General features: G+C 67.3%; 23 protein-coding genes and 2 riboswitches. Of the genes, 18 read left to right on the top strand and 5 right to left on the bottom strand.

Annotated elements, in window-relative coordinates; translation table 11 throughout:
- The first annotated feature begins 114 nt into the window (after positions 1–114).
- The 7 genes from gatC (at position 115) to ilvC (ending at position 9,206) form a co-directional block, all read left to right on the top strand.
- Complete coding sequence (gene gatC, locus JOF44_RS04595; RefSeq protein ID WP_209887870.1) at positions 115–411, top strand: Asp-tRNA(Asn)/Glu-tRNA(Gln) amidotransferase subunit GatC; 297 nt, start codon at positions 115–117, stop codon at positions 409–411.
- A gap of 5 nt (positions 412–416) precedes the next feature.
- Positions 417–1,943: an Asp-tRNA(Asn)/Glu-tRNA(Gln) amidotransferase subunit GatA gene (gatA, locus tag JOF44_RS04590; protein ID WP_209887867.1), complete on the top strand. Its 1,527-nt coding sequence runs from the start codon at positions 417–419 to the stop codon at positions 1,941–1,943.
- Positions 1,940–3,463 carry an Asp-tRNA(Asn)/Glu-tRNA(Gln) amidotransferase subunit GatB gene (gene gatB / locus JOF44_RS04585; RefSeq protein WP_209887864.1) on the top strand — a complete coding sequence of 508 codons (1,524 nt, stop codon included), beginning with the start codon at positions 1,940–1,942 and terminating at the stop codon, positions 3,461–3,463. Before gatA ends, gatB begins: the two co-directional genes overlap by 4 nt.
- Before the next feature lie 126 nt (positions 3,464–3,589).
- Entirely contained in the window at positions 3,590–5,422 is a 1,833-nt protein-coding gene (gene ilvD, locus JOF44_RS04580; RefSeq protein ID WP_209887861.1) for a dihydroxy-acid dehydratase, read from the top strand.
- Positions 5,423–5,747: 325 nt separating this feature from the next.
- Positions 5,748–7,505: an acetolactate synthase large subunit gene (locus JOF44_RS04575; RefSeq protein ID WP_209887858.1), complete on the top strand. Its 1,758-nt coding sequence runs from the start codon at positions 5,748–5,750 to the stop codon at positions 7,503–7,505.
- Positions 7,506–7,555: 50 nt separating this feature from the next.
- Entirely contained in the window at positions 7,556–8,071 is a 516-nt protein-coding gene (gene ilvN / locus JOF44_RS04570) for an acetolactate synthase small subunit (protein ID WP_209895679.1), read from the top strand.
- A gap of 103 nt (positions 8,072–8,174) precedes the next feature.
- Positions 8,175–9,206, top strand: coding sequence for a ketol-acid reductoisomerase (gene ilvC / locus JOF44_RS04565; RefSeq protein ID WP_209887855.1), 1,032 nt, complete (start codon positions 8,175–8,177; stop codon positions 9,204–9,206).
- Between the two features lie 92 nt (positions 9,207–9,298).
- Here the strand turns inward: ilvC and JOF44_RS04560 are convergent, their stop codons facing one another.
- Both JOF44_RS04560 and JOF44_RS04555 read right to left on the bottom strand, forming a co-directional pair.
- Complete coding sequence (locus JOF44_RS04560) at positions 9,299–10,117, bottom strand: ABC transporter permease (RefSeq protein ID WP_209887852.1); 819 nt, start codon at positions 10,115–10,117, stop codon at positions 9,299–9,301.
- Complete coding sequence (locus JOF44_RS04555; RefSeq protein ID WP_209887849.1) at positions 10,114–10,536, bottom strand: ATP-binding cassette domain-containing protein; 423 nt, start codon at positions 10,534–10,536, stop codon at positions 10,114–10,116. The genes JOF44_RS04560 and JOF44_RS04555 overlap by 4 nt, the downstream gene beginning before the upstream one ends.
- Positions 10,537–10,674: 138 nt before the next feature.
- On the opposite strand from JOF44_RS04555, the gene JOF44_RS04550 reads away from it, so the two are divergent.
- On the top strand, positions 10,675–12,141 hold the full coding sequence (locus JOF44_RS04550) for a recombinase family protein (RefSeq protein WP_245348852.1): 1,467 nt from the start codon (positions 10,675–10,677) through the stop codon (positions 12,139–12,141).
- Positions 12,142–12,185: 44 nt separating this feature from the next.
- On the opposite strand, the gene JOF44_RS04545 is transcribed toward JOF44_RS04550, so the two are convergent.
- Complete coding sequence (locus JOF44_RS04545; RefSeq protein WP_096157499.1) at positions 12,186–12,386, bottom strand: hypothetical protein; 201 nt, start codon at positions 12,384–12,386, stop codon at positions 12,186–12,188.
- A 748-nt stretch (positions 12,387–13,134) separates the two neighbouring features.
- On the opposite strand from JOF44_RS04545, the gene JOF44_RS04540 reads away from it, so the two are divergent.
- A complete protein-coding gene (locus tag JOF44_RS04540) occupies positions 13,135–13,290 on the top strand; it encodes a hypothetical protein (RefSeq protein ID WP_209887846.1) in 156 nt (51 codons plus the stop codon).
- 92 nt (positions 13,291–13,382) lie between these two features.
- Here JOF44_RS04540 and JOF44_RS04535 read toward each other — a convergent pair whose 3' ends face one another.
- Positions 13,383–13,586: a hypothetical protein gene (locus tag JOF44_RS04535; RefSeq protein WP_018022526.1), complete on the bottom strand. Its 204-nt coding sequence runs from the start codon at positions 13,584–13,586 to the stop codon at positions 13,383–13,385.
- Between the two features lie 205 nt (positions 13,587–13,791).
- Positions 13,792–13,908: riboswitch (TPP riboswitch) on the top strand.
- Between the two features lie 34 nt (positions 13,909–13,942).
- On the opposite strand from JOF44_RS04535, the gene JOF44_RS04530 reads away from it, so the two are divergent.
- The 7 genes from JOF44_RS04530 (at position 13,943) to JOF44_RS04500 (ending at position 19,066) form a co-directional block, all read left to right on the top strand.
- The gene (locus JOF44_RS04530) at positions 13,943–14,416 is read left to right on the top strand and encodes an NUDIX hydrolase (protein ID WP_018022527.1); all 474 of its coding nucleotides are present in this window, start codon (positions 13,943–13,945) and stop codon (positions 14,414–14,416) included.
- Positions 14,413–15,222, top strand: coding sequence for a bifunctional hydroxymethylpyrimidine kinase/phosphomethylpyrimidine kinase (gene thiD / locus JOF44_RS04525; RefSeq protein WP_018022528.1), 810 nt, complete (start codon positions 14,413–14,415; stop codon positions 15,220–15,222). The genes JOF44_RS04530 and thiD overlap by 4 nt, the downstream gene beginning before the upstream one ends.
- A 66-nt stretch (positions 15,223–15,288) precedes the next feature.
- Positions 15,289–15,765: a nucleoside 2-deoxyribosyltransferase gene (locus JOF44_RS04520; RefSeq protein ID WP_141393761.1), complete on the top strand. Its 477-nt coding sequence runs from the start codon at positions 15,289–15,291 to the stop codon at positions 15,763–15,765.
- Positions 15,755–16,762, top strand: coding sequence for a thymidylate synthase (locus tag JOF44_RS04515; RefSeq protein WP_018022530.1), 1,008 nt, complete (start codon positions 15,755–15,757; stop codon positions 16,760–16,762). Before JOF44_RS04520 ends, JOF44_RS04515 begins: the two co-directional genes overlap by 11 nt.
- Entirely contained in the window at positions 16,759–17,514 is a 756-nt protein-coding gene (locus JOF44_RS04510) for a class I SAM-dependent methyltransferase (RefSeq protein ID WP_081610377.1), read from the top strand. Before JOF44_RS04515 ends, JOF44_RS04510 begins: the two co-directional genes overlap by 4 nt.
- Positions 17,515–17,940, top strand: a complete 426-nt coding sequence (locus tag JOF44_RS04505; protein ID WP_026159443.1) for an NUDIX hydrolase — start codon at positions 17,515–17,517, stop codon at positions 17,938–17,940.
- A 135-nt stretch (positions 17,941–18,075) separates the two neighbouring features.
- A riboswitch (TPP riboswitch) is annotated at positions 18,076–18,195 on the top strand.
- 94 nt (positions 18,196–18,289) lie between these two features.
- The gene (locus tag JOF44_RS04500; protein ID WP_127362572.1) at positions 18,290–19,066 is read left to right on the top strand and encodes a 3-oxoacyl-ACP reductase; all 777 of its coding nucleotides are present in this window, start codon (positions 18,290–18,292) and stop codon (positions 19,064–19,066) included.
- A gap of 224 nt (positions 19,067–19,290) precedes the next feature.
- Here JOF44_RS04500 and JOF44_RS04495 read toward each other — a convergent pair whose 3' ends face one another.
- Positions 19,291–20,748, bottom strand: a complete 1,458-nt coding sequence (locus JOF44_RS04495) for an MFS transporter (RefSeq protein ID WP_245348851.1) — start codon at positions 20,746–20,748, stop codon at positions 19,291–19,293.
- A gap of 425 nt (positions 20,749–21,173) precedes the next feature.
- On the opposite strand from JOF44_RS04495, the gene mobF reads away from it, so the two are divergent.
- Positions 21,174–22,340, top strand: a complete 1,167-nt coding sequence (gene mobF, locus JOF44_RS04490) for a MobF family relaxase (RefSeq protein ID WP_245349185.1) — start codon at positions 21,174–21,176, stop codon at positions 22,338–22,340.
- A gap of 51 nt (positions 22,341–22,391) precedes the next feature.
- Positions 22,392–23,680 (top strand): IS3 family transposase gene (locus JOF44_RS04485; RefSeq protein ID WP_209886298.1). Its coding sequence is split into 2 segments (ribosomal slippage): positions 22,392–22,665 and positions 22,665–23,680, totalling 1,290 coding nucleotides; the frame shifts between segments, so codons are not numbered across the junction.
- The last annotated feature ends 74 nt before the right edge of the window (positions 23,681–23,754 follow it).

The following is a 23,754-nucleotide window of genomic DNA, read 5'->3' as shown; positions in this document are numbered from 1 at the left end:
CCCGGATCGCACGGCCTTATGACGACGTGCCCGACGCCGGCGACCCGTCGGCCCGGCCGGTGACTCCTCGCGACCGGACGAGGGGAGTGCTGCACACGGTCTAGGATGACCCGCATGCCATCGATCGGACGAGATGATGTCGCACGCCTCGCCGACCTCGCACGGATCCAGCTCACCGAGGAGGAGACCGCCCGCTTCGCCGGCGAGTTCGACTCCATCATGGACGCTGTCGCCTCCGTCTCCGAGGTCGCCACCGAGGACGTTCCCGCGACGTCCCACCCCATTGCCATGACGAACGTGCTCCGCGAGGACGTCGTCGAGACCACCCTGACGCAGGAGCAGGCGCTCGCCGGCGCTCCCGAGGCGCAGGACGGCCGCTTCGCGGTCCCGCAGATCCTGGGCGAGGAGTGAGCGACGTGAGCGCATCGACGACCACCAGTGACATCATCCGCCGCAGCGCCGCCGCCCAGGCCGCCGCGCTCGAGGCCGGGGAGGTCTCCTCCGAGGAGCTCACCCGTGCCCACTTCGGCCGCATCGCCGCCGTGGACGGCGACCTGAACGCCTTCCTCCACCTCAACCAGGACGAGGCCCTGACCACCGCACGGGACGTCGATGCCCGGCGCGCCGCGGGGGAGGAGCTCCCGGCGCTGGCCGGAGTGCCCATCGCCGTCAAGGACGTCGTGGTCACCGAGGGCCAGCCCACCACCGCGGGCTCCAAGATCCTGCAGGGCTGGATCCCTCCCTACGACGCGACCCTGGTCACGGCCCTGCGCAAGGCCGGCCTGCCGATCCTCGGCAAGACCAACATGGATGAGTTCGCGATGGGCTCCTCCACCGAGTCCAGCGCCTATGGGCCCACCCGCAACCCCTGGGACCGCGACCGCATCCCCGGCGGCTCCGGCGGCGGCAGCGCCGCGGCCGTGGGCTCCTACGAGGCACCGCTGGCGATCGGCACCGACACCGGCGGCTCCATCCGCCAGCCCGGCGCCGTCACCGGCACCGTCGGCGTGAAGCCCACCTACGGCTCCGTCTCGCGCTACGGACTGATCGCGATGGCCAGCTCCCTGGACCAGGCCGGTCCCGTCACGCGCACCGTCGAGGACTCCGCGCTGCTGCACGAGCTGATCGCCGGGCACGATCCCCACGACTCCACCTCGCTGCCCGATCCCGTCGGAGACTTCACCGCGGCCGCCCGCAGCAAGGACGTCAAGGGACTGCGCATCGGCGTCATCGAGGAGCTCGAGTCAGAGGGCTTCGCCCCCGAGGTCCGGGCCCGCTTCACCGAGTCCCTCGACCAGCTCGAACGGGCCGGCGCCGAGATCGTGCGCGTGGCCTGCCCGAACTTCACCTATGCGCTGGGCGCCTACTACCTGATCATGCCCTCGGAGGCCTCCTCCAACCTCGCGAAGTTCGACGGTATGCGCTTCGGCCTGCGCGTGATCCCCGAGGACCACCCCACCGCGGAGAACGTCATGAAGGCCACCCGCGGCGCCGGCTTCGGCGACGAGGTCAAGCGCCGCATCCTGCTGGGCACCTACGCGCTGTCGGCCGGCTACTACGACGCCTACTACGGCAGCGCCCAGAAGGTCCGCACCCTCGTCCAGCGCGACTTCACCGCCGCCTTCTCGACGGTGGACGTGCTCGCCTCGCCGACGTCCCCGACCGTGGCGTTCCGCCTCGGCGAGAAGGTCGACGATCCCATGGCCATGTACATGAACGACATCGCCACCATCCCCGCCAACCTCGCCGGCACGCCGGGCATCTCGGTGCCCTCGGGCCTCGCCGAGGACGGCCTGCCCGCGGGGATCCAGTTCCTCGCCCCGGCCCGGGCCGACGAGCGGCTGTACCGGGTCGGCGGCGCCCTGGAGGCGCTGCTCGAGGACTCCTGGGGCGGCCCGCTGCTGGCCAAGGCCCCCGAGCTCACGAACGGAGCACAGCGATGAACACCGCCCAGTCCGCGTCAGCCACCGATCTCGTCGATTACGACGAGGCGATCTCGCGCTTCGATCCGGTCCTCGGCATCGAGGTCCATGTCGAGCTCGGCACCGCCACCAAGATGTTCGACGGCGCCCCCAACATCTTCGCCGCCGAGCCCAACACGGCGATCACCCCCACCTCGCTGGGCCTGCCCGGCTCCCTTCCGGTCGTGAACCGCACGGCGGTCGAGTACGCGATCCGCATCGGACTGGCGCTGAACTGCTCGATCGCCGAGACCTGCCGCTTCGCGCGCAAGCAGTACTTCTACCCGGACCTGACCAAGAACTTCCAGACCTCCCAGTACGACGAGCCCATCGCCTACGAGGGCTGGGTCGACGTCGAACTGGAGGACGGCGAGATCGTCCGCGTCGAGATCGAGCGCGCCCACATGGAGGAGGACGCCGGCAAGAACACCCACGTCGGGGGTGCCACCGGGCGGATCCATGGAGCGACGCACTCCCAGGTCGACTACAACCGCGCCGGCGTGCCGCTGGTCGAGATCGTCACCAAGCCGATCCCGGACACGAAGGGTCGGGCCCCGGAGGTCGCCGCCGCCTACGTGCGCACCCTGCGCGACATCTTCCGGGCCCTGGACGTCTCCGAGGCGAGGATGGAGCGCGGGAACGTCCGCGCCGACATCAACGTCTCCCTGCGGGAGAACGCCGACGCGCCGCTGGGCACCCGTTCGGAGACCAAGAACGTCAACTCCTTCCGGTCCATCGACCGCACGGTGCGCTACGAGATCTCCCGTCACGCAGGGATCCTGGACGCCGGCGGCTCCGTGGTCCAGGAGACACGTCACTTCCATGAGGACACCGGCGGGACCTCCTCCGGGCGCCCGAAGTCCGACGCGGAGGACTACCGCTACTTCCCCGAGCCGGATCTGGTGCCGGTGGCCCCGAGCCGGGAGTGGGTCGAGGAGATCCGCGCCGGTCTGCCGGAGCTGCCCTCCGCCCGACGGCGCCGCCTGCTGGGGGAATGGGGCTTCACCGACCTCGAGATGCGCGACGTCGTCAACGCCGAGGCCCTCGATCTCATCGAGTCCACCGTCGAGGCCGGGGCGAGTGCCCAGAGCGCCCGGAAGTGGTGGATGGGCGAGCTGGCCCGTGTGGCCAAGGACCGTGAGGTCGAGCTGGAGGAGCTGGCGATCACCCCGGTCCAGGTCGCCGAGCTGCAGGGTCTGGTCGACGGGAAGAAGATCAACGACAAGATCGCCAAGCAGGTGCTCACCAAGGTCCTCGAGGGCCAGGGGGATCCCGCGGCGATCGTCGAGTCCGAGGGCCTCGCGGTCGTCTCGGACGACTCGGTGCTCACCGGGGCCGTGGACCAGGCCATCGCCGACAATCCCGACGTGGTCGCCAAGATCCAGGGCGGGAAGGTCCAGGCCATCGGTGCGCTGATCGGCCCGATCATGAAGGCCACCCGCGGTCAGGCCGATGCCGGCCGCGTGCGCGAGATCATCATGGACAAGCTCGGCGTCAGCTGAGCGCAGGGCATCCGGACCGGGCCAGGACCGGTCCCGACGGCGGGGCGATCACAGCGGTGATCGCCCCGCCGTCCACTGTCCGGATGGTGACATCCGCATCTCGCATGTCGGCGTAATGTGTCGCCCATGCCTCAGCTCCGCTCCCGTACCTCGACCCATGGCCGCAACATGGCCGGCGCCCGCGCCCTGTGGCGCGCGACCGGCATGGAGGGCTCCGACTTCGGCAAGCCGATCGTCGCGATCGCGAACTCGTACACGCAGTTCGTGCCGGGCCACGTCCACCTCAAGAACATGGGTGACCTGGTCGCGGGCGCCATCAAGGAGGCCGGCGGTGTCTCCAAGGAGTTCAACACGATCGCCGTGGACGACGGCATCGCGATGGGCCACGGCGGCATGCTCTACTCGCTGCCCAGCCGCGACCTCATCGCCGACTCGATCGAGTACATGGTCAATGCCCACACCGCCGACGCCCTGGTGTGCATCTCCAACTGCGACAAGATCACCCCGGGTCATCTCCTGGCCGCGATGCGCTTGAACATCCCGGTCGTCTTCGTCTCCGGCGGCCCCTCGGAATCGGGCAAGCCGGTCGAGGGCGTCACCGAGAACCGGATCGACCTGGTCGACGCCATGGCGCTGAGCGCGAACGACTCGATCACCGACGCTCAGCTGGCCGAGGTCGAGGAGAACGCCTGCCCCACCTGCGGGTCCTGCTCCGGGATGTTCACCGCGAACTCGATGAACTGCCTCACCGAGGTGCTCGGGCTGTCCCTGCCCGGCAACGGCACCACGCTGGCCACCCATGCCTTCCGCAAGGAACTGTTCCTCGAGGCCGGCCGGACGATCGTGGACCTGGCGAAGCGCTACTACGAGGACGGCGACGAGTCGGTGCTGCCGCGTTCCGTGGCCACCAAGGCCGCGTTCTCCAACGCCATGGCGATGGACGTCGCCATGGGTGGGTCGACGAACACGATCCTGCACATCCTGGCCGTGGCGATCGAGGCCGGCGTCGATTTCGGCCTCGACGACATCGACCGCATCTCGCGTCTGGTGCCGACGCTGTCCAAGGTCGCCCCGAACGGCACCGCGCACGTCGAGGACGTCCATCGCGCCGGCGGCATCCCCGCCATCCTCGGCGAACTCGACCGTGCGGGGCTGCTGGACCACACCATCCACACGGTGCATTCACCCGATCTGTCCAGCTGGCTCGCCGAGTGGGACATCCGCAGCGGCAGCGCCTCCAAGAAGGCCGAGGCCCTCTTCCATGCCGCCCCCGGCGGCGTCCGCACCACGCAGGCCTTCTCCACCACCAACACCTGGGACGAGCTGGACACCGACGGCGAGAACGGCGTGGTCCGTGCCGTCCCGCACGCCCACACCAAGGACGGCGGTCTCGCTGTGCTCAAGGGCAACCTGGCCCGAGACGGCGCCGTGTTCAAGACGGCCGGCGTCACCGAGGACCTCTTCCACTTCGAGGGCACCGCGGTGGTCTGCGACTCCCAGGAGGAGGCCGTGCAGAAGATCCTCGACAAGACGGTCCGGGCCGGCGACGTCGTGGTGATCCGCTTCGAGGGCCCTCAGGGTGGCCCCGGCATGCAGGAGATGCTCTACCCGACGTCCTTCCTCAAGGGACGCGGTCTGGGCAAGACCTGCGCTCTGATCACCGATGGCCGCTTCTCCGGCGGCACCAGCGGGGTCTCCATCGGCCACATCTCCCCGGAGGCGGCCGAAGGCGGGGTGATCGGCCTCATCGAGGACGGCGACACGATCATCATGGACGTCGACAAGCGCCTGCTCGAGCTCGACGTCCCCGAGGACGAGCTGACTCGTCGTCGTGCGGCGAAGGGCCCGCTGCCCTGGCGGCCCGCGCACCGCGAGCGCCAGGTCTCCCAGGCGCTGAAGGTCTACGCGCACCTGGTGCGCTCGGCGACCTACGGCGCCACCCGTCGGCCGCTGGACTGATCCGCCCGGGCGGTGCGCGGCCGCCCGGGCCGAGCATCGCCCGCGGCCCCTCGCCCCTGGACGTGTCATCTCGCGATCCGGACGGGTGGCCCAGGTCGCGCCGAAGGATCTATGCTCGGGATCATGCAGACGATCCTTCTCGTAGTTCCCGAGCGCGGCTGACGCCCGTTCGTCTCTACGAGACGTCATCCGCGCCCCTCCCCGAGCCCCAGGCGGAGGGGCTTTTTCGTGCCCCGCTCGAGGGGCGACGGCACCCGGGGAGAGGTCGCGGGATGCACCGCAGTTCACCGCCACGCCCACCGTCCGAGACGACGAAGGAGTTCCGATGACCGGACAGCAGATGACCGGCGCTCAAGCGCTGATCGAGTCCCTCAAGCATGCCGGGGCAGAGGTCGTCTTCGGCCTCCCCGGCGGTGCCATCCTGCCCACCTACGACCCGCTGATGGACGCCGAGGGCCTGCGCCACGTGCTGGTCCGCCACGAGCAGGGTGCGGGGCATGCCGCCAGCGGCTATGCGCACGCCACCGGCAAGGTCGGCGTCTGCCTGGCCACCTCGGGCCCTGGCGCCACCAACCTCATCACCGCGCTCGCCGACGCCCAGATGGACTCCATCCCGATGGTCGCGATCACCGGCCAGGTCGGTTCCCAGTTCATCGGCACCGATGCCTTCCAGGAGGCGGACATCGTCGGCATGACGATGCCGGTCACCAAGCACAACTTCCTGGTCAAGGACCCCGATGACGTGCCCAAGGTGATCAAGCAGGCCTTCCACATCGCCTCGACCGGCCGTCCCGGCGCGGTGCTCGTGGATGTCACCAAGGACGCCCAGCAGGGGATGACGGAGTTCGCCTGGCCCGAGAGCCTGGACCTGCCCGGCTACCGTCCGGACCCGCGGCCCCACACGAAGCAGATCCGCGAGGCCGCTCGGCTGCTGCTGGAGGCCCAGCGTCCGGTGTTCCTGCTCGGCGGCGGCGTGATGCGCGGCCGGGCCAGCCGCGAGGTCGGTGAGCTGATCGACGTCTCCGGCGCCCCCTTCGTGACCACGCTGATGGCGCGCGGCGCCCTGCCCGACTCCCATCCCAACCACCTGGGCATGCCCGGCATGCACGGAACCGTCGCCGCGGTCTCCGCGCTGCAGCGGGCGGACCTCATCGTCAACATCGGCGCCCGCTTCGATGATCGCGTCACCGGGGTCCTCGACTCCTTCGCCCCGGGAGCGACGATCGTCCACGCCGACATCGACCCGGCGGAGATCTCGAAGAACCTCGAGGCCGCCGTGCCGATCGTGGGGCAGGCAGCCGAGGTCGCTCGGGTCCTGACCGCCGAGCTGCGGGAGCGTCTGGCCGTGGCCGACGAGCGCCATTACGACGCCTGGTGGAACACTCTGACGATGCTGCGCGACAACTACCCGCTGGGGTGGACCGAGACCGAGGACGGCTTCACCGCCCCGCAGAAGGTGATCTCCCGCATCGGAGCGATCTCGGGCCCGGAATCGATCTATGTCGCCGGCGTGGGACAGCACCAGATGTGGTCCAGCCAGTTCATCCAGTACGAGCATCCCTGCACCTGGATCAATTCCGGGGGCCTGGGCACCATGGGCTACTCGGTGCCGGCGGCGATGGGCGCGAAGGTCGGTCGCCCCGACAGGGTCGTGTGGTCCATCGACGGCGACGGCTGCTTCCAGATGACCAACCAGGAGCTTGCCACCTGCGTCATCAACGGCATCCCGATCAAGGTCGCGGTCATCAACAACTCCAGCCTCGGCATGGTGCGCCAGTGGCAGAACCTGTTCTACGACCAGCGCTACTCCCATACCGACCTGAACACCGGGCACGGCACCCGCCGGGTGCCCGACTTCGTCAAGCTCGCCGACGCCTACGGGGCGGCGGGCCTGCGCTGCGAGCGCGACGAGGACATCGACGAGACCATCCGCCAGGCGATGGAGATCAACGATCGCCCCGTGGTCGTGGACTTCACCGTCAGCGCCGACGCCATGGTGTGGCCGATGGTGCCGACAGGGGTCTCGAACGACGAGATCCAGATCGCCCAGGGCATGAGCCCCGAGTGGGAGAGGGACATCTGATCATGAGCGTGAACCAGTCCACCCAGAAGACACCCGCCGCGGAGTACGTGATGACCCCTGACAGCCAGACCCTCTCGGTGCTGGTCGAGAACAAGCCCAGCGTGCTCACCCGCGTCACCGCGCTGTTCTCGCGTCGCGGATACAACATCTCCTCGCTCGCGGTCGGACCGACCGAGCACCCGGAGATCTCCCGCATCACCGTGGTCGTCGACGTGGACCAGCGTCGGCTCGAGCAGATCACCAAGCAGCTCAACAAGCTCGTGAACGTGCTCAAGATCGTGCAGCTCGACGCGCGGGCGACGGTCCAGCGGGAGCTGATCCTGATCAAGGTCACCGCGGACAACACCACGCGGACCTCGGTGCTGGAGATCGTCCAGATGTTCCGGGCCAAGGTGGTCGACGCGGCCGCCGACTCGGTGACCGTCGAGGCGACCGGCACGCAGGACAAGCTCGCCGCGCTGCTGGAGATGCTCGAGTCCTTCGGCGTCCGCGAGATCGTCAAGTCCGGCGAGGTCGCCATCGGCCGCGGTGGCCGAGCGATCACCGACCGCAGTCTCTTGACTTGAGACGCCCTCTCACCACGTAAGACACCCGGCGATAGGATCGACCTGTCGCCCGGGGCGCCGCCAGTCCGGCACCGCCCCGCACCCCAACACGAAGGAGCACATCGTGGCCGAGATCTACTACGACGACAACGCCGACCTGTCCCTCATCCAGGGCAAGAAGGTCGCCATCGTCGGCTTCGGCTCCCAGGGCCACGCCCACGCGCTGAACCTGCGCGACAGCGGCGTCGAGGTCCGCGTCGGCCTGCGCGAGGGCTCGACGTCCCGCGCCAAGGCCGAGGAGCAGGGCCTGGGCGTCGGCACCGTCGCCGAGGTCTCCGAGTGGGCCGACCTCATCATGATCCTCACCCCGGACCAGGATCAGCGGAAGGTCTTCGCCGAGTCCATCGAGCCGCACCTGAGCGAGGGCAAGGCGATCGCCTTCGCCCACGGCTTCAACATCCGCTTCGGCTACATCGCGGTCCCCGCCGGGGTCGACGTGCTGCTGATCGCCCCGAAGGCCCCGGGCCACACCGTGCGCCGCGAGTTCGTCGCCGGGCGCGGCATCCCGGACATCGTCGCCGTGGAGCAGGACGCGAGCGGCTCGGCCTGGGACCTCGCCTTCGCCTACGCCAAGGGCATCGGCGGCACCCGCGCCGGAGTCATCAGGACCACCTTCACCGAGGAGACCGAGACCGACCTGTTCGGCGAGCAGGCCGTGCTGTGCGGCGGCATGAGCCACCTCGTCCAGGCGGGCTTCGAGACCCTCGCCGAGGCCGGTTACCAGCCGGAGATCGCCTACTTCGAGGTCCTCCACGAGCTCAAGCTGATCGTCGACCTCATGCACGAGGGCGGCATTGCCAAGCAGCGCTGGTCGATCTCCGACACCGCCGAGTACGGCGACTACGTCTCCGGCCCGCGCGTCGTGACCGCCGAGACGAAGACGGCGATGAAGGACATCCTGTCCGACATCCAGGACGGCTCCTTCGCCCAGCGCTTCATCGACGACCAGGACAAGGGCGCGCTGGAGTTCACGCAGCTGCGCGAGGACGAGGCCAAGCACCAGATCGAGACCGTCGGCCGCGATCTGCGCAAGATGTTCTCCTGGAGCGCCCAGGCACTCGATGAGGACTACACCGAGGGCAGCGCCGCGCGCTGATCACGGCCCTCACGGGCCAGGGGCCCCGCAGCGAACAGGATCGTTCGCTGCGGGGCCCCTGGTCGTTCACGGCCGACCGGTCCTGATCGACCTCAGCGGTCCCCGCTGCGTCGGAGGGCGACCGCCGTGAGCACCATCGCGCCTGCAGTGATGCCGATGCTCCAGGCCAGGGGTGCCAGCAGCTGCGCCTCGCCGGTCCCGACGAGCAGTGCGCGCAGGGCATCCACCAGGGGCCCCATCGGCTGGTGCCTGGCGATCGGCTGCAGCCAGTCGGGCATGGTCGCGATGGGCACGAAGGCGCTGGAGAGGTAGGGCAGGAACAGCAGCACGAAGCCGTAGCCGTTGGCGGCCTCCGGGCTCCCGGCGACCAGGCCGATGCAGGCGAACAGGGCGGTGATCGCGAGGATCCACAGGGCGACCAGGCCCAGGACAGCGATCCACTCCAGCACGGTGGCGGTGGGGCGGAAGCCGATCAGGAGAGCCACCAGGATCACGATCACGGTCGCCAGGAGGTTGCGCATCACGCTCGCCACCACATGCCCGGCCAGGACGGTGGACGCGACGATGGGCATGGTCCGGAAGCGTCGCATGGCACCGAGCGTGACGTCGCGGTTGACCGAGACGGCCACCGAGGCGGCGCCGAAGCCGGCGCAGGTGAGGATCACGCCGGGGACGACGAAGTCCACGTAGCCCTCGGAGATGATCGCGCCGCCGAAGACGTAGGTGAACAGCAGCAGGAGCATCACGGGCAGGGCGACGGCCATGAGCAGCCCTTCACCGTCGCGCAGGCTGTGGCGCAGACTGCGGTCGATGAACACGGCGCTGGACGTCAGGGGGCCCGTGCCGAGCGGTCGGCGGTCCTCGGGACGGGAGGGGCTCTTTCGGGGCGGTGCAGGGTCGAGGGAGGTCATACCGCGGTCTCCTGTCGGTCCAGGGGCTCCTGGGTCAGAGCCGTGAACGCGTCGTCGAGCGTGGGGGAGCGCAGCTCCACCTGCAGATCCTGGTCGTGATCCTCCAGCTGCGCCATGGCGCCCCGCAGCGAGGCGGCGGTGCCGTCGGTGTCGATCCCTCGCACCTCCGCCCCGTGCTGGTCCAGCAGCACCAGCCGCTGCCCGCCGACGGCGGCGGTGAGCTCCGCGGCGGTGCCGTCGGCGACGATCCGTCCGGCCCGCATCACGGCGATGCGTTCGGCGAGCGCTTCGGCCTCGTCGAGCGTCTGGGTGGTGAGGAAGACGGTGGTGCCCGATCCGGCCAGCGTGCGCACGTCCTCCCAGAGCCGGCGCCGGCTCACGGGGTCGAGCCCGGTGGTGGGCTCGTCGATCAAGTTCAAGGGGCAGAGGGAAGGCAGACGCACCTGATGTCCATGAACACCACCACAACGAACACCAACACGACCACGACGAACAGGCTCTTGGAGCTACCGCTGCTCACGCCGGAGTTGCGGGCCGCGGTCGAGCGACTCCGGGAGATGGCCGAGGACGACTGGACCGCTTCGATCCTGTATGGGCGGGCCTCACAGGACCGGCACAAGCTGATGCGCTCGATCGATGACCAGCTCACTGACATGGTCGGCTGGTGCCTGCCGATCGAATGGTACCCGGAGGCGATCGTCCGCGATGCTGACCGGTCGGCCTCGCAGTGGCGCAGGCGCGAACGCGAGGGCTTCGACGAGGCCATGGCCTTGATCGAGTCCGGCAGGTATGGCGGCTTTGCCTCTTGGGAGCCGTCTCGTGCCGGGCGCGATATGGAGGTTTACGTGCAGCTGCGCAAGGCCTGCCAGCGCGCCGGGGTCCTCTACCTCACCCACGGCAGGGTGTATGACTTCTCCCGCTCCGATGACACGTTCATGATGGGCTTCGAGTTCCTCCGCGCCGAAGCGGACGCGAACACGATGCGCGAGCGGCAGTTGCGCACAGTCAAGCTCAACGCGGACAAGGGCCGCCCCCACGGTCGCCTCCCGTACGGATACCGGCGGGTCTACGACCAGCACACCGGTGTCCTGCTGCGCCAGGAACCCGACCCCCACACCGGGCAGATCGTCCGCGATGCCGCCCGTGATGTGCTGGCTGGTAAGTCCATGTACTCGATAGCGATGCGGTTGCAGGATGCTGGGGAGCCGACACCGAAGAAGCCGTGGGCCGAGAGTCCCCGCGGCTGGGATACCTACACCGTCCGCCAGGTGCTCCAGAACCCCACCATCGCCGGCAAGCGCGTCTACCGCGGTGAGGTCATCGGCCAGGCGCAGTGGGAGGCGTTGATCGAGTGGGAGGACTTCCAGAAGATCCAGCGCCTGTTCGCCGATCCCGGACGTCTCGTCAAGGGCGGTGGCGGGATGGCCGCGAAGACGCTCATGGTCCACATCGCCCGCTGCCACTACTGCGGCCGCCCTTTGAAGCGGGCCACGATGCGGAAGAAGGAGAGGACTCCGGCGGTGAAGTACCAGTGCCAGTTCCGGGGGTGCTATAAGACGATGATCTCCCAGCCGGGCCTGGACGCCTATGTCGAGCAGGTCGTGCTGGAGTGGTTCCAGAACCCGACCAACCTCGCCTGGCTCACCGGCGACGACGACGGCGACTGGCTCAAGGTTGCCGAGGCTGCCGAGCAGAAGCGGGCGGCGTTGCAGGCCCGCCTGGACGAGGTCATCGCCCAGTACGCGGCCGGGAGTCTGAACCTCGACACGCTCACGAAGCTGGAAGCCGCGTTGCGGCCCCAGATCGCCGAGGCCGAGCAGGCGCTCATCCCCCCGGTGACCGACGAGCGGGTGCGTGCCCTGGTCACCGCCGAGGATGTGCCTGCCGCGTGGGCGGGCCTGCCACTGTTGGAGCGGAGGAAGATCATCAAGGCCACGTTCAACGTCCGCATCCAGCAGACTCAGAACCGGGGCCAGAACGCCTTCGAGCCCGAGCGGGTACTCATCGAGCCCCGCGCACTCTAAAGGACGTGGGGCTCGATGCCGAGACGGTCAGGATGCCGGGTGGGTCAGGTGGCGTCGCCGCGGAGTTGGTGGCGGATCAGCTCGGCCTGCTCGGCACTCATGGGCGGGAACCGGGAGGCTGTGGTCTTCGCGGCCTGCCGGATCGTCTCCCGGTCGGTGTCGGTCAGGGCCTCGTCGTCGATCGCCAGGCGCGGCCTCGTCGTCGTGGTGGGCGTATGGGTCTGGGGTGTCGGGATACTGTTCATACCCGACAGGTACGCCCATACACCCGAGGTTCAAAAACAGCAATCACTGCATCTAGCCATCCGCGCAGGAGCGAGCTACTATATGTGGATGGTCAGTGCTGTCGTGCCCTTGGAGGCCCCGAAAACGGGGTCGGGCACGGGGGTGCCGATTCGGCGCCCCCGGAGCAGTCACCAGCGGAAAGTCACGGTGGTGAAAATTGTGCACCACCGTCAGCCCGCTGTCGTCGTCTCCGGCAGCACGGTTGTGGCAATTTGCCACCACCGTCGACCTGCCCTCGTTCTTGACGGTGGTGCCACGGTGGCACCACGGTCGGCTCGAGCCCACGGGGGTGAAAATTTTCCACCCCCGTGCCCAAGCCAACGGTCCCGCAAATTTTGCAGGACCGTGCCCGCGCCGGGGGCCGGTGAACGGCTCCGGAAATTTTCCGGCCCCGTTGCCCCTGCACGGTTCGCACCTGCGGATGGCATGGTGGTGCCGATTCGGCACCACCATGGCCTGCCCGCGCGAGGCGTACGGCGCCGCCACAGTGGCGGCACCGTGGGCGTCCCCCTGGCACGGTGGGAGGAAATTTCCTCCCACCGTGACAGGGGTTTCGCCCTGAGAGGTTGGCCTGCGTCGTGATCAACGGGTCCGCCCATTTTGCGGACCCGTTCTCCTCGCCCGGACGTGACCGGGCCGCCCGCACGCTGCTCTCGTTCCGCTCGCCTGTGGCGGTACGTTGAGTGTTCATAGTCCGAGTCCTCGGTCATGTGGCCCCCGCCCCTGGTCTGGTGGACCGAACGGCGGGTCGGGGTCGAGGCGGTGTGCTCGCCGCTGCAACGCCGCTCGCAGCTCGTGATCCAGGGCACCTATCTCGCGCCGTGGGCGGTCTCGGCTTCCTTCCACGCCGCCGGGTCGGTGTAGCCGGGGATGTTGACGAGCACCTCGGTGCCGGGATACGTGTAATGATCCGGCATCACCGTCCACCCCCGCCCGAGACATTGGCCCGCGGCGTGTTACCGGGTGATGCCGTGCTTCGCGTCGATCTGCGCCAGCCGGACGGCGATGGCGTCATCGGCGGACATCTCTCCAGTGAGCACCTTGCGGCCCAGGGCACGGTCGGCGTCAGTCTCCTCTTCGCTAGCCATCCGCTGGCTCGCAGTGACCTGCGCTTCGAGCCGGTCGATCTCGGCCTGTTCCAGGGCCTTCGTCGTCGCCATGACCTGTCCTCCTTCATGCTCGCCCGACACCTTCCATTCTACCGTCCAAGGCCGACACCGACCAGTGACTCCACCCGTGAGACGGGCACTTGCTCCATCGGGCACAGTCGCAGCACTGGATAGGTGCGCAGCCGATCCCAACACCAGCATCCCGCAGCGGGCAATCCGCGCAGGGTGTATCTGTGACGGCATTCTGGTAGATTCGGGTTGCACCGAGGGGTGTCCCGTCAAGGGGCTGAGATACCACTGGACGTTGTCAGCGTGGTGACCCTAGAACCTGATCCGGATCATGCCGGCGAAGGGACTGGTCTAGCAGGGCTTCTTTCCTTCGCTGGCCTCCCCATTAGGAGGTTACAGTGTCCCATTCTGTTGTCGGCCCCGCGACGTCCTCAGTCGAGGTGCGCCCGAGGGTCGCAGTCATTTCCGTCCTCATCAAAGATGACCATGTCCTCTTGGTGCGTCGCGCGAACCCTCCTGATGCAGGATTCTGGGGATTCCCGGGCGGGAAGATCGAATTCGGAGAAACGATCACCAAAGCCGCCGAACGCGAACTCGGTGAAGAAACCAGCATCATCGGTCAGGCGACCGGTGTTTTGACTTCCGTTGATGCGTTCAGCCGAGACGAGACTGGACGGTTGGACAGTCACTACGTGCTTATCGCCGTGCTCTGCCAGTGGCGCTCGGGGCAACCCCACGCTGGCGACGACGCCCTCGAAGCACGCTGGTTCCCCCTCGACGAGGTCGACGAGGCCCGCCTGACTCTGAGCAAGGATGTCGCCGAGGTCGCCCGCTACGCCGCCACACAGCAGCAGAAGGAAGTGCACGCATGACGATCAAGAACGTCCTATCCATCGCAGGCACCGACCCCACTGGCGGGGCGGGCATCCACGCCGATCTCAAAGCCTTCTCAGCGAGGGGCACCTACGGTATGGCCGCGATCACCGCGGTCGTGGCACAGAACACGCGCGGTGTGCGCTCGTTCATGCCCCTTGATCCCTCTTTCGTCGGTGAGCAGATCGATGCAGTGTTCGACGATGTGCGCGTCGACGCGGTAAAGATCGGTATGGTCGCCAACGCCGCGATCGCCGAGGTCATCGCCGAGCGCCTGCAATACCACGAAGCCGAGACCGTGGTCCTTGATCCGGTGATGGTCGCCAAGAGCGGCGACAGGCTGTTGGACGACGATGCGGTCGCAGCCATCCGAGACACGCTCGTGCCACTGGCCACGATCATCACCCCGAACCTTCCCGAAGCCGCCGTGCTCCTCGACACCACAGATGTCACCCGCTTGGGGCAGATGGAGGACCAGGCCACCGGGCTGCGTGGCCTTGGCTGTCAGTGGGCGCTACTCAAAGGCGGGCATCTCACGAACGAGACGGTCAGTGTCGACTACCTCGCCGGCCCCGACGGGATCTCCACCTACACCTCTCCCAGGATCGAAACCCTCAACGACCACGGCACCGGCTGCACCTTGTCCTCGGCGATCACCGCACTGCTGCCTGACCACACCGTGCCCGAAAGCGTTGAACGGGCGAAGACCTACCTGCACGGCGCTCTCGTTGCCAGCGACCGCCTCGACGTCGGCCAAGGTCACGGTCCCCTGCATCACTTCCACCAGCTCTGGCCGCGCGGGTAGGGATGCAGAACAGCCCCTCCTCGTTCCGATCGGTAGAGCTAACCACTTCGACTCATGAAAGGAGCCGTGACGATGACGCGAAAGATGTTTCTCGCCGGCCCGTTCAAAGCTCTCGTCGACGCCGACACCCATGTGATGGGCGACGCCGCGATCGACAAGTACACCTCGATCATCGACTTCTTCGAAACCCAGGGGTGGGATGTGCACTGCGCCCACCGCAGAGAGCACTGGGGCCGTGAGTTCATGGAACCCAGCGAATGCACACGCATCGACTACACGGAGATCGCCGCCTGCGACGTCTTCGTCGCGTTCCCCGGCGCACCGGCATCCCCGGGCACGCACATCGAGATCGGGTGGGCCTCCGCCTGGAACAAACCCATCGTCTTACTCCTCGACGAGGGAGCCGAGTACGCGTTCCTCGTCCGAGGCCTCTCAGCGGTCGCCGACGTCCAGATGATCACCATCGATCCCGAGCAGCCCACCGGACCACGCATCCTCACCGCGATCGAGCACGCGCAGGCAGGAGCCGTCAGTGAAGCCTGAGTATCCCGACCTCCACACGCTCTACCTGGATTCCCTGCGACAGGTCTACACCGGGTTCGAATACCAGAACAGTCCCCGCGGGCAGGACGAACGCGAAATCATCGGCTACACCGCACGCCTGACCAACCCGGCCCGGCGGTACTGCTTGGCCAGGTCTCGTCGGCAGAACATCATCTTCAACTACGCCGAAGCACTGTGGTACCTCTCAGGGAAGAACGACCTCGACTTCATCCGAACCTACGCACCCTCGATGAGCCGGTACAGTCCCGACGGCCTCAGCCTGCCGGGCACCGGGTATGGTCCCAAACTGCTCAGACACGTCGGCGACGAGACTGCGATCGAACGAATCGTGAACATCCTCCGCGAGGATGACCCTGCGAGCAAGCGTGCCGTTCTGCAGATCTTCGACGACTCCGAAGACATCTACCGCCGCAACATCGACGTCTCCTGCACGCTGGCTCTCCAGCTGTTGCGCCGTGAGGACCGTCTGCACATGGTCGCGTTCATGCGCGCCAACGACGCGTACATGGGACTGCTCAACGACACGTTCTCCTTCACGTTCATCCAAGAATTTCTCGCCTCGATGCTGGGCCTGACCCCGGGTGTGTACATCCACAACGTCGGCTCGATCCACATCTACGAAAAAGACCTCACCAAGGTGCACACCCTCCTCGGCGGCGATGATCAGACGATCGTGGAGGAACCCAGCACTCTTCCACGGCTGCCCTCGGGGGCGAGCCTGGACCAGGTGCACCAGGTCCTCGCCCTGGAGAAGTCGATCCGTGCAGACGAGCTCCCAGGCCGCGCACTGGCGACCCTTGATCTTCCGGAAGCGTGGGTCGACATTGTCCGCCTGTTCTGGATCCACCGGCAACTCCAATACCAACGACCAGTCGACCCATCGATTATCGGCGACCTCCATCCCCTCCACCGGGAGCTGGTCGTGAGCCGATGGCCCAGCATCGAAAACGCGCGTGTGAGGGCGGTGCAGCAGTGACGACATCATGGACGACTCCGGCAGTCTCAGCAGGGTTCGATGCCTATGACGACTATGTCGAAAACCGACTGGCTTATACCCCGCTCGTCAATGACCTCCAAACTGCTTGCGGCCGAGGGGGGATCGTGCTCGATTATGGGTGCGGCAGCGGAAAAGTCTCACGACGCCTCCTCGACGCCGGAGCCGCAGCACAGGTCGTCGGAGTCGACATCAGCACCGACATGATCACCCTCGCCCGGGCGCAGACCCCGCAACCGGCCGCGCGATTCCACACCATCGACAGCGGCCACGTTCCCTACCCGGATGACACATTCGATGCGATCGTGTGCTGCTTCGTATTCATCAACGTGCCCACACGCGAGGAACTGAGAGCGATCGCCCGCGAGCTCGCCCGAGTGCTTACACCGACCGGCAGACTCTTCATCGTCGATAGCAACCCGGCGGCCACAGGAGTACCGTTCCCGACCTTCCGCAGCGGCGAGCCCGGCAGAGGCTACCGTGACGGAGACGAACGCAAGGTCAGCTTGCAGATCCCCGGCACCGGGATCCTCGAGCTTGTCGACCGGCACTGGTTCATCAGCACCTACGAGGCGGTGCTGACCGAGGCCGGCTTCACAGTCGACAAGGTCACCGACCGCGGAGCACAAACCGTAGAGGACGTCGGCTCCCAGGCACCTATCGACCATCCACCGTTCATGCAGATCACAGCCCACCTCCAAGACCACTCCGAGTCGACGATCGGGGCGGGGTAGATGACGCGCGACGCTTCCTACCCGAAGCCGGCGACGCTGGCGGCAGTGGTCCGAAAAGGACGTGTACTCCTTATCCGGCGTGCCCACATGCCCGACGCCGAGCGCTGGGCATTCCCCGGGGGCAAGATCGAACCCGGCGAGACCCTGACCGCCGCGACCGCGCGCGAACTCGCCGAGGAAACAGGAGTCCTCGCCACACCCGGTGATGTCTTCGATGCTGTCGACGTCATCGATGCCGACCACAATCTGCATTACGTCCTGATCGCAGTGCTCTGCCGATGGGAACGAGGGGAACCGGTCCCGGACGATGACGCACTCGAAGCGGCATGGTTCACCCTCGAGGAAATGGCTGCGATACCGGTCGCGGAAACATTCAACGTCCGCGCTATCGCCCAAACCGCGCTCGAGCTGGAACGCAAGCAATAGGAACACTCAAGAAGCCAGAATGCCCATTTGCCGGATAGCACGTAGTGATATCAGGTGTTCTGTGACAGCGATTCCAGTAACGAAGAATCAGGCCGTCCGAAGCTTGTGGAGAGTGTGGTTTCCGTGATGTGATGGTGGCGTGACACGGGGCGCCGCCCGTTCCAGCTTTCGAGCACGGGACGTGGTCGGCTGAGATGACACCCGTTGAACCTGATCCAGTTAGCACTGGCGAAGGGAATGTCCGGACTTTCACCCGCCGACAATGTTGGCGGTGTCAGCGCACCGAAGAGCAACTTTCGCTCTTCGGTGCGCACGGGTTGCCTTCGCCTCGATATCGAGAGGCATACACATGGCACACACTATTCTCCCCCTCACCGAGCAGATCGTCCTCGTCACCGGCGGCGCCCGCGGACTCCGAGCTGCGATCACTCGCGCGTTCCTGGCCCAGGGTGCGCGAGTGGTCATCGACTACCACACCTCCCAGGACGCCGCGGAGGACCTCGCCGCCGCCCACCCCGGAAAGGCGATCGCAATCCGGGCTGATGTCCGCGACCGCGCCCAGGTCGATGCCCTCGTCGCTGAGGCCGCCGATCGCTTTGGCGGTCCGATCACCACGGTCGTGAACAACGCGCTGGCTGACTTCTCCTTCAACGGCGACGCCCGCTCCCACGCGGACCAGATCTCCTACGAGGAGATCACCGCACAGTTCACCGGCTCCGTGCATGGGCCTCTCAACGTCATCCAGGCCACCCTTCCCGGCATGGTCGAGGCGGGCTTCGGCCGGATCGTCAACATCGGTACGAACCTCTTCCAGCACCCCGTCGTGCCCTACCACGACTACACCGCGGCGAAAGCAGCGCTGCTGTCCCTGACACGCACCTTCGCCGACGATCTCGGCCCGCAGGCCATCACGGTGAACATGGTCTCCGGGGGGCTGCTGCTGACCACCGACGCCTCGGCGGCGACCCCTGAGGCGGTCTTCGAGGGCATCGCCGCGGGCACCCCGCTGCGGGCGGTGACGACGCCGGATCAGCTCGCCGACCCAGTCGTATTCTTCGCTTCCCCGTGGGCCAGGGGTGTGACGGGTCAGAACCTCATCGTCGACGGCGGACTCGTCAAGGGGTGAGCGGCGTGGAAGGCAAGCAGGCCCACTTCAACCTCTTCATCCACGGTGTCGGTCATCGCAGCGCGGCCTGGTGGTCACCGCCACGTCGTGCAGCGCAACGACCGACTGCGCCTCGTCCCTGAACACCGTGACCACGCCTCTCTCATCTCACTCTTCGTTTAAGCAGAGCCCCTGCAGAAGCCCCGTTCATTCCCTTGACGGACACGCCGTCAACACCCTTCGGTCTAGATTTCTGGGGCGCTCTTCTCTCCGTGGGCTCGGAGCATGCCGAAGGCGACGAGGCCCGCCGCGAGCACGGTCAGAGCGATTCCGCCCCAGGTGACCGCGAGTCGGAACTCCGCGGTCTGCTCGGTCGGCCAGGCCGATGCGGTGAGGTGCCCGGTGAAGATGGCGGCGAGGAAGGTTCCGCTCAGGGCGATGCCCACGGCGGTTGCGAACTCGCCGGCTGTATCGGCCAGGGCCGCGCCGACGGTGGTCCGGTCTTCTGGAACTCCTTTCATGACGTTGGTTCCCGCGACGACGCCGACGACCCGCATTCCCGCCGCGACGAGCACGAGGGCCACAGCGATCCAGACGTATCCGACGCGTCCCAGAAGCGCGTAGACGGCCAGGCCCACGACGACGGCAGAGGCGCTGAGCCAGGCCGCTCGATCGAGTCCGAGCTTGTCGACGAGGATCGAGATGACGGCGCCGCCGGCGACGAGGACGATCACTTGCGGAAGCATGCCCAGTGCTGCCTGGGCGGGCGTCCATCCCCAGTCGAGCTGGAGCTGAAGTGCAACGAGGTACCCGATACCTGCGACGGCGAGGTTGGCTGCGCCTTTGAAGGCCAGTCCGCTGGACACGAGCGGGCTCGCGATCAGCTGCAGGTCCAGCAGGGGGTATTGGAACGAGCGCTCGCGCCAGGCGAATGCTGCCGCGAAAGCGATGGTCGCGGCCACCCCGGCCCAGGGGAACCAGGTGTCTGCGCCCACTTCGACGAAGAGGGCGGGGGCGAGCAATGCGGATGCGATGGCCGCGGTGCCCAGGATGGCTCCCCAGATATCGACAGGATCGCGGTGAAGCTCTTCTGGCCGGTCGGCGGGAATGCCTTTGCGGATCGCGATGAAGGCGATGGCTGCGATCGGCACGTTGACCAGCAGCAGGGTCTGCCACGGTGCGATGGCGAGGACGAAGCCGCCGGCGATCGGGCCGACGGCAAGGCCGATGAGTCCTACGGTGGAGATCACCGTCATCGCGCGTACCCGGAGGCGGTCATCGGCGAAGAGCCGGAACGCGAGAGCCAGGGAGCCCGGCGTGGTCATCGCGGCGGCCACCGCCATCGCCGCGCGAACGGCGATGAGCTGCCCGGCAGTGGCCACGAAGGCTGTCGCGAGACTCGTCATCCCGAGCAGCACGAGCCCGGCCAGCATCATCTTGCGTCGGCCGATGCGGTCGGCGACGGCGCTGAGCGCGAGCATCAATCCGCCGAACACGACGGAGTACACGCCAGTCACCCATTGCAATGCGGTGGCGGTGGCCTGTAGTTCCCGGCCGATGGTGGGCAAGGCGACATTGAGGATCGAGTTGTCGAGCATCTCGAACAGGAACACGGCCGACAGCCCGGCCAGCGCGATCCACGCGTCCTTCAGCGTGTGAGGCGGCTGCACGGCCTCGGACTGGTGGCTGGGACGACGAATCATGGGTCACTCCTTCTCGGTGAAGAAGTGACGGGCCGTTCGTCCCGTGTGTGCTCGTGCGCTCTGTAGAGAGCCTCGTCTTCAACAGCGACGCACGTTTTTACTTCCGATGATCCCAGACTACCACTCGAGCGACACGCGTTTCAGGAGGCGAGCCTCCCCGCCCCTTCCTCCTGGTCCTAGTGTCTGTTCGACCTCGCCACAGTCTCAACACTCGTCTCCGCCCTCACCCTGACTCCTCCATACCGGATCGCTGGACCACCCAGAGCTGTCTCGACTCATCGGCTCCAGCCCGGCAACTCACCCTCGCGATGGCCTCCCCGATCAGCCCCGCCGCCTGAAGACACAAATAAATGGACGCATGTTACCTGCGGTAGTGCCCGCGCACCTTCCTCACGAAGCGACTCGTGAGGAAGGCGGTGACCGGCATGAAAGGCGGCGTGACCCTCTTCCGCGGGCCGGGCACTGCCGCCCGCCGGTACCTCGAATCCGACCGGTCCACCGCGGATGACTACTACCTCGAAGGCGGCACGGCGCTGGCGGACTTCACCATCACCAACGCCGCCGGTGAGGTCGTCGCGAACACCGGGCTGGACCCGGAGCAGTACGCGGGCTGGGTGGACTGGGTCCATCCGCTGACCGGGGAGCGGATGGGAATCCCGCGTGAGGCTGGCGAGATCCGGAAGGGCTCGCCGCGGTTCGCGGAGATGGTCGTCAACACCCCCAAGTCCCTGTCGATCGCTGCCGCCCTGCACCCGGAGGTCTCCGATGCCCTCGATGCCGCGCAGCAGGATGCGGTGGCCGAGATTCGGCGGTGGCTGGCCCAGCACGCCTACACGCGGGTTGGCCCGCGCGGGGAGCAGGAAATCATCCCGGCGGAGTCGGTGCAGACGGTGGCCGTGGTGCATCGCACCAGTCGTGCCGGTGATCCGCACCGGCATGTGCACTTCCAGATCGGCACTCGCGTGCCCGCCGCGGGCAAGTGGCGTGCCCTCGATACTGCGGTCCTGTTCAAGCAACAGGGTGCGATCCGTGCACTCGGCGCTGCGGTGATCGCCGCGCACCCGCACCTGGCTGCAACCCTGGACGCTCACGGCCTCACCCTCGACCCCGTCACCGGGGAGGTCACGGAGCTGGAGACGTTCAACCCGGTGATGAGCAAGCGTGCCCATCAGGTCGAACGCAACCTGAAGCGGTTGGAGGCCGAGTGGGAGTCCGCGCATCCCGGCGAGGAGGCCGGCCCCGTCGTCCGCGCGCGGCTGCTGCACAAGGCGTGGGCGCATGAGCGGCCGAACAAGAAACCGTCCGACCTCGGCGACGAAGATGCTTGGAAGCAAGAGCTGGTCGAGGCCGGTTACAACCCCGAGACCCTCACCCGTGCACCAGCACCCGAGCGGGTGTCCGTCGATGACCTCAGCGTGCAGGAAGTCGCCAACCGTGCCCTCGACCGCAGTGCGGCGGGTGGGTCGACGTGGACGGTGCACACCATCCGCGAGCACGTCACCCGCATCACCACCGACCACGGCGCGCAAGCGACACCTACGGAGTTGCGCGAGTTCGTGCAACTCGCCACCGATCTCGCAATAGGGGATTGAATCGGCCCAGGTTTGATGCCGCTGCTGTTTGAGTCCGAGAGGATGGACAGCATGCCGAAGAAGATCGATCCCCAGCTGCGCGCGAGGTGCGTGCGGCTCGTGCGCGAGCACGCCCAGGAGTACCCCACCCTGACCGCGGCGACGGCCGCGGTCGCCCGCCAAGAGGGCGTCTCGCGGGAGTCCGTGCGGCGCTGGCTGGCCCAGGCCGAGGTCGACGACGGGTCCCGTCCCGGCACCACGACCGAAGAATCCGCCGAGGTCAAACGACTGAAGGCCGAGGTCAAGCGATTGCGGGAGGACAACGAGATCCTCCGCCGGGCCTCAATTTTCTTCGCGGGGGAGCTCGACCCCCGCAACCGCTGATCCTCGCCTTCATCGACGAGATGCGCGCCGAGGGCTATGCAGTCGAGTCGATCCTCCGCGTCCTGCGCCAGCAGGGCCTGGAGATCGCTGCACGCACCTACCGGGCCTGGAAACGGCCGGCCCGCATCGCTGCTCGCACCGTCACAGACGCTCTGGTCGAGGACAAGGTCCGCGAGCTTGCATGGAAGTTCAACCCGGTCACCGGGCAGGTGCAGATGACGCCGGAGGGCTTGTACGGGCGACGGAAGTGGGTTGCCTTGCTCCGCCGCCAAGAAGGCCTCGCCGGCACCTCCCGCGGCGCGGTCGACCGGGCCATGCGGACCCTTGGCCTCGAGGGCGTGCGGCGGGTGAAGAAGCTGCGCACCACCATCCCTAATCCGGATGGGAAACGTGCCGGTGACCTGCTGAGTCGTGACTTCACGGCTCCGGCTCCGGACCGGGTCTGGGTCACCGATTTCACGTATGTCCGGACGTGGGCGGGGTTCGTCTATGTCGCGTTCGTCGTGGACGTGTTCGCCCAGCGGATCGTGGGCTGGCACGCCAGCTCCAGCATGCGCACCGACCTGGTGATGACTCCGCTGCGGATCGCACTGTGGCAGCGCGACCGCGACGGAAACCCGGTCCCACCAGGATCTTTGGTAGCGCACAGCGATGCCGGGTCCCAGTACACCTCGGTCCGGTACACCGAGCACCTCGACCTCGAGGGCATTGCCCCGTCGATCGGGACCGTCGGCGACGCGTATGACAACGCCCTCATGGAGGGCGTGAACGGCCTGTACAAGACCGAGTGCATCCGCACCACGGTCTTCCACGCCGGCCCCTTCCGGACGCTCTCGGACGTCGAGTTCGCGACCGCCGGCTGGGTCGACTGGTACAACAACCGGCGTCTCCACGGCTCCCTCGGGATGCTCACCCCGGTAGAGTTCGAGACGCTCCACTACGAGGCCCTCGACCGAGAGCCCGAACCCGCAAAGTAGCGGCAGAGAACCTGGGCCGATTCAGATTGCTTCTCCGTGCTGCCGCCCGGTGCCGTGCACCCCGAGCATGTTGC

The sequence above is a fragment of the Brachybacterium fresconis genome, assembly GCF_017876515.1.
Taxonomy (GTDB): Bacteria; Actinomycetota; Actinomycetes; order Actinomycetales; family Dermabacteraceae; genus Brachybacterium; species Brachybacterium fresconis.
The sequence above is the reverse complement of the archived record's forward strand: the minus strand, read 5'-3'. Positions and strand labels throughout refer to the sequence as shown.

Coding starts and splice junctions, on each gene's coding strand:
- gatC (WP_209887870.1), top strand. CDS start 115: ATGCCATCGATCGGACGAGATGATGTCGCACGCCTCGCCGACCTCGCA.
- gatB (WP_209887864.1), top strand. CDS start 1,940: ATGAACACCGCCCAGTCCGCGTCAGCCACCGATCTCGTCGATTACGAC.
- ilvD (WP_209887861.1), top strand. CDS start 3,590: ATGCCTCAGCTCCGCTCCCGTACCTCGACCCATGGCCGCAACATGGCC.
- JOF44_RS04575 (WP_209887858.1), top strand. CDS start 5,748: ATGACCGGACAGCAGATGACCGGCGCTCAAGCGCTGATCGAGTCCCTC.
- ilvN (WP_209895679.1), top strand. CDS start 7,556: ATGACCCCTGACAGCCAGACCCTCTCGGTGCTGGTCGAGAACAAGCCC.
- JOF44_RS04560 (WP_209887852.1), bottom strand. CDS start 10,117: ATGACCTCCCTCGACCCTGCACCGCCCCGAAAGAGCCCCTCCCGTCCC.
- JOF44_RS04550 (WP_245348852.1), top strand. CDS start 10,675: ATGGCCGAGGACGACTGGACCGCTTCGATCCTGTATGGGCGGGCCTCA.
- JOF44_RS04545 (WP_096157499.1), bottom strand. CDS start 12,386: ATGAACAGTATCCCGACACCCCAGACCCATACGCCCACCACGACGACG.
- JOF44_RS04540 (WP_209887846.1), top strand. CDS start 13,135: ATGTGGCCCCCGCCCCTGGTCTGGTGGACCGAACGGCGGGTCGGGGTC.
- JOF44_RS04535 (WP_018022526.1), bottom strand. CDS start 13,586: ATGGCGACGACGAAGGCCCTGGAACAGGCCGAGATCGACCGGCTCGAA.
- thiD (WP_018022528.1), top strand. CDS start 14,413: ATGACGATCAAGAACGTCCTATCCATCGCAGGCACCGACCCCACTGGC.
- JOF44_RS04505 (WP_026159443.1), top strand. CDS start 17,515: ATGACGCGCGACGCTTCCTACCCGAAGCCGGCGACGCTGGCGGCAGTG.
- JOF44_RS04500 (WP_127362572.1), top strand. CDS start 18,290: ATGGCACACACTATTCTCCCCCTCACCGAGCAGATCGTCCTCGTCACC.
- JOF44_RS04495 (WP_245348851.1), bottom strand. CDS start 20,748: ATGATTCGTCGTCCCAGCCACCAGTCCGAGGCCGTGCAGCCGCCTCAC.
- mobF (WP_245349185.1), top strand. CDS start 21,174: ATGAAAGGCGGCGTGACCCTCTTCCGCGGGCCGGGCACTGCCGCCCGC.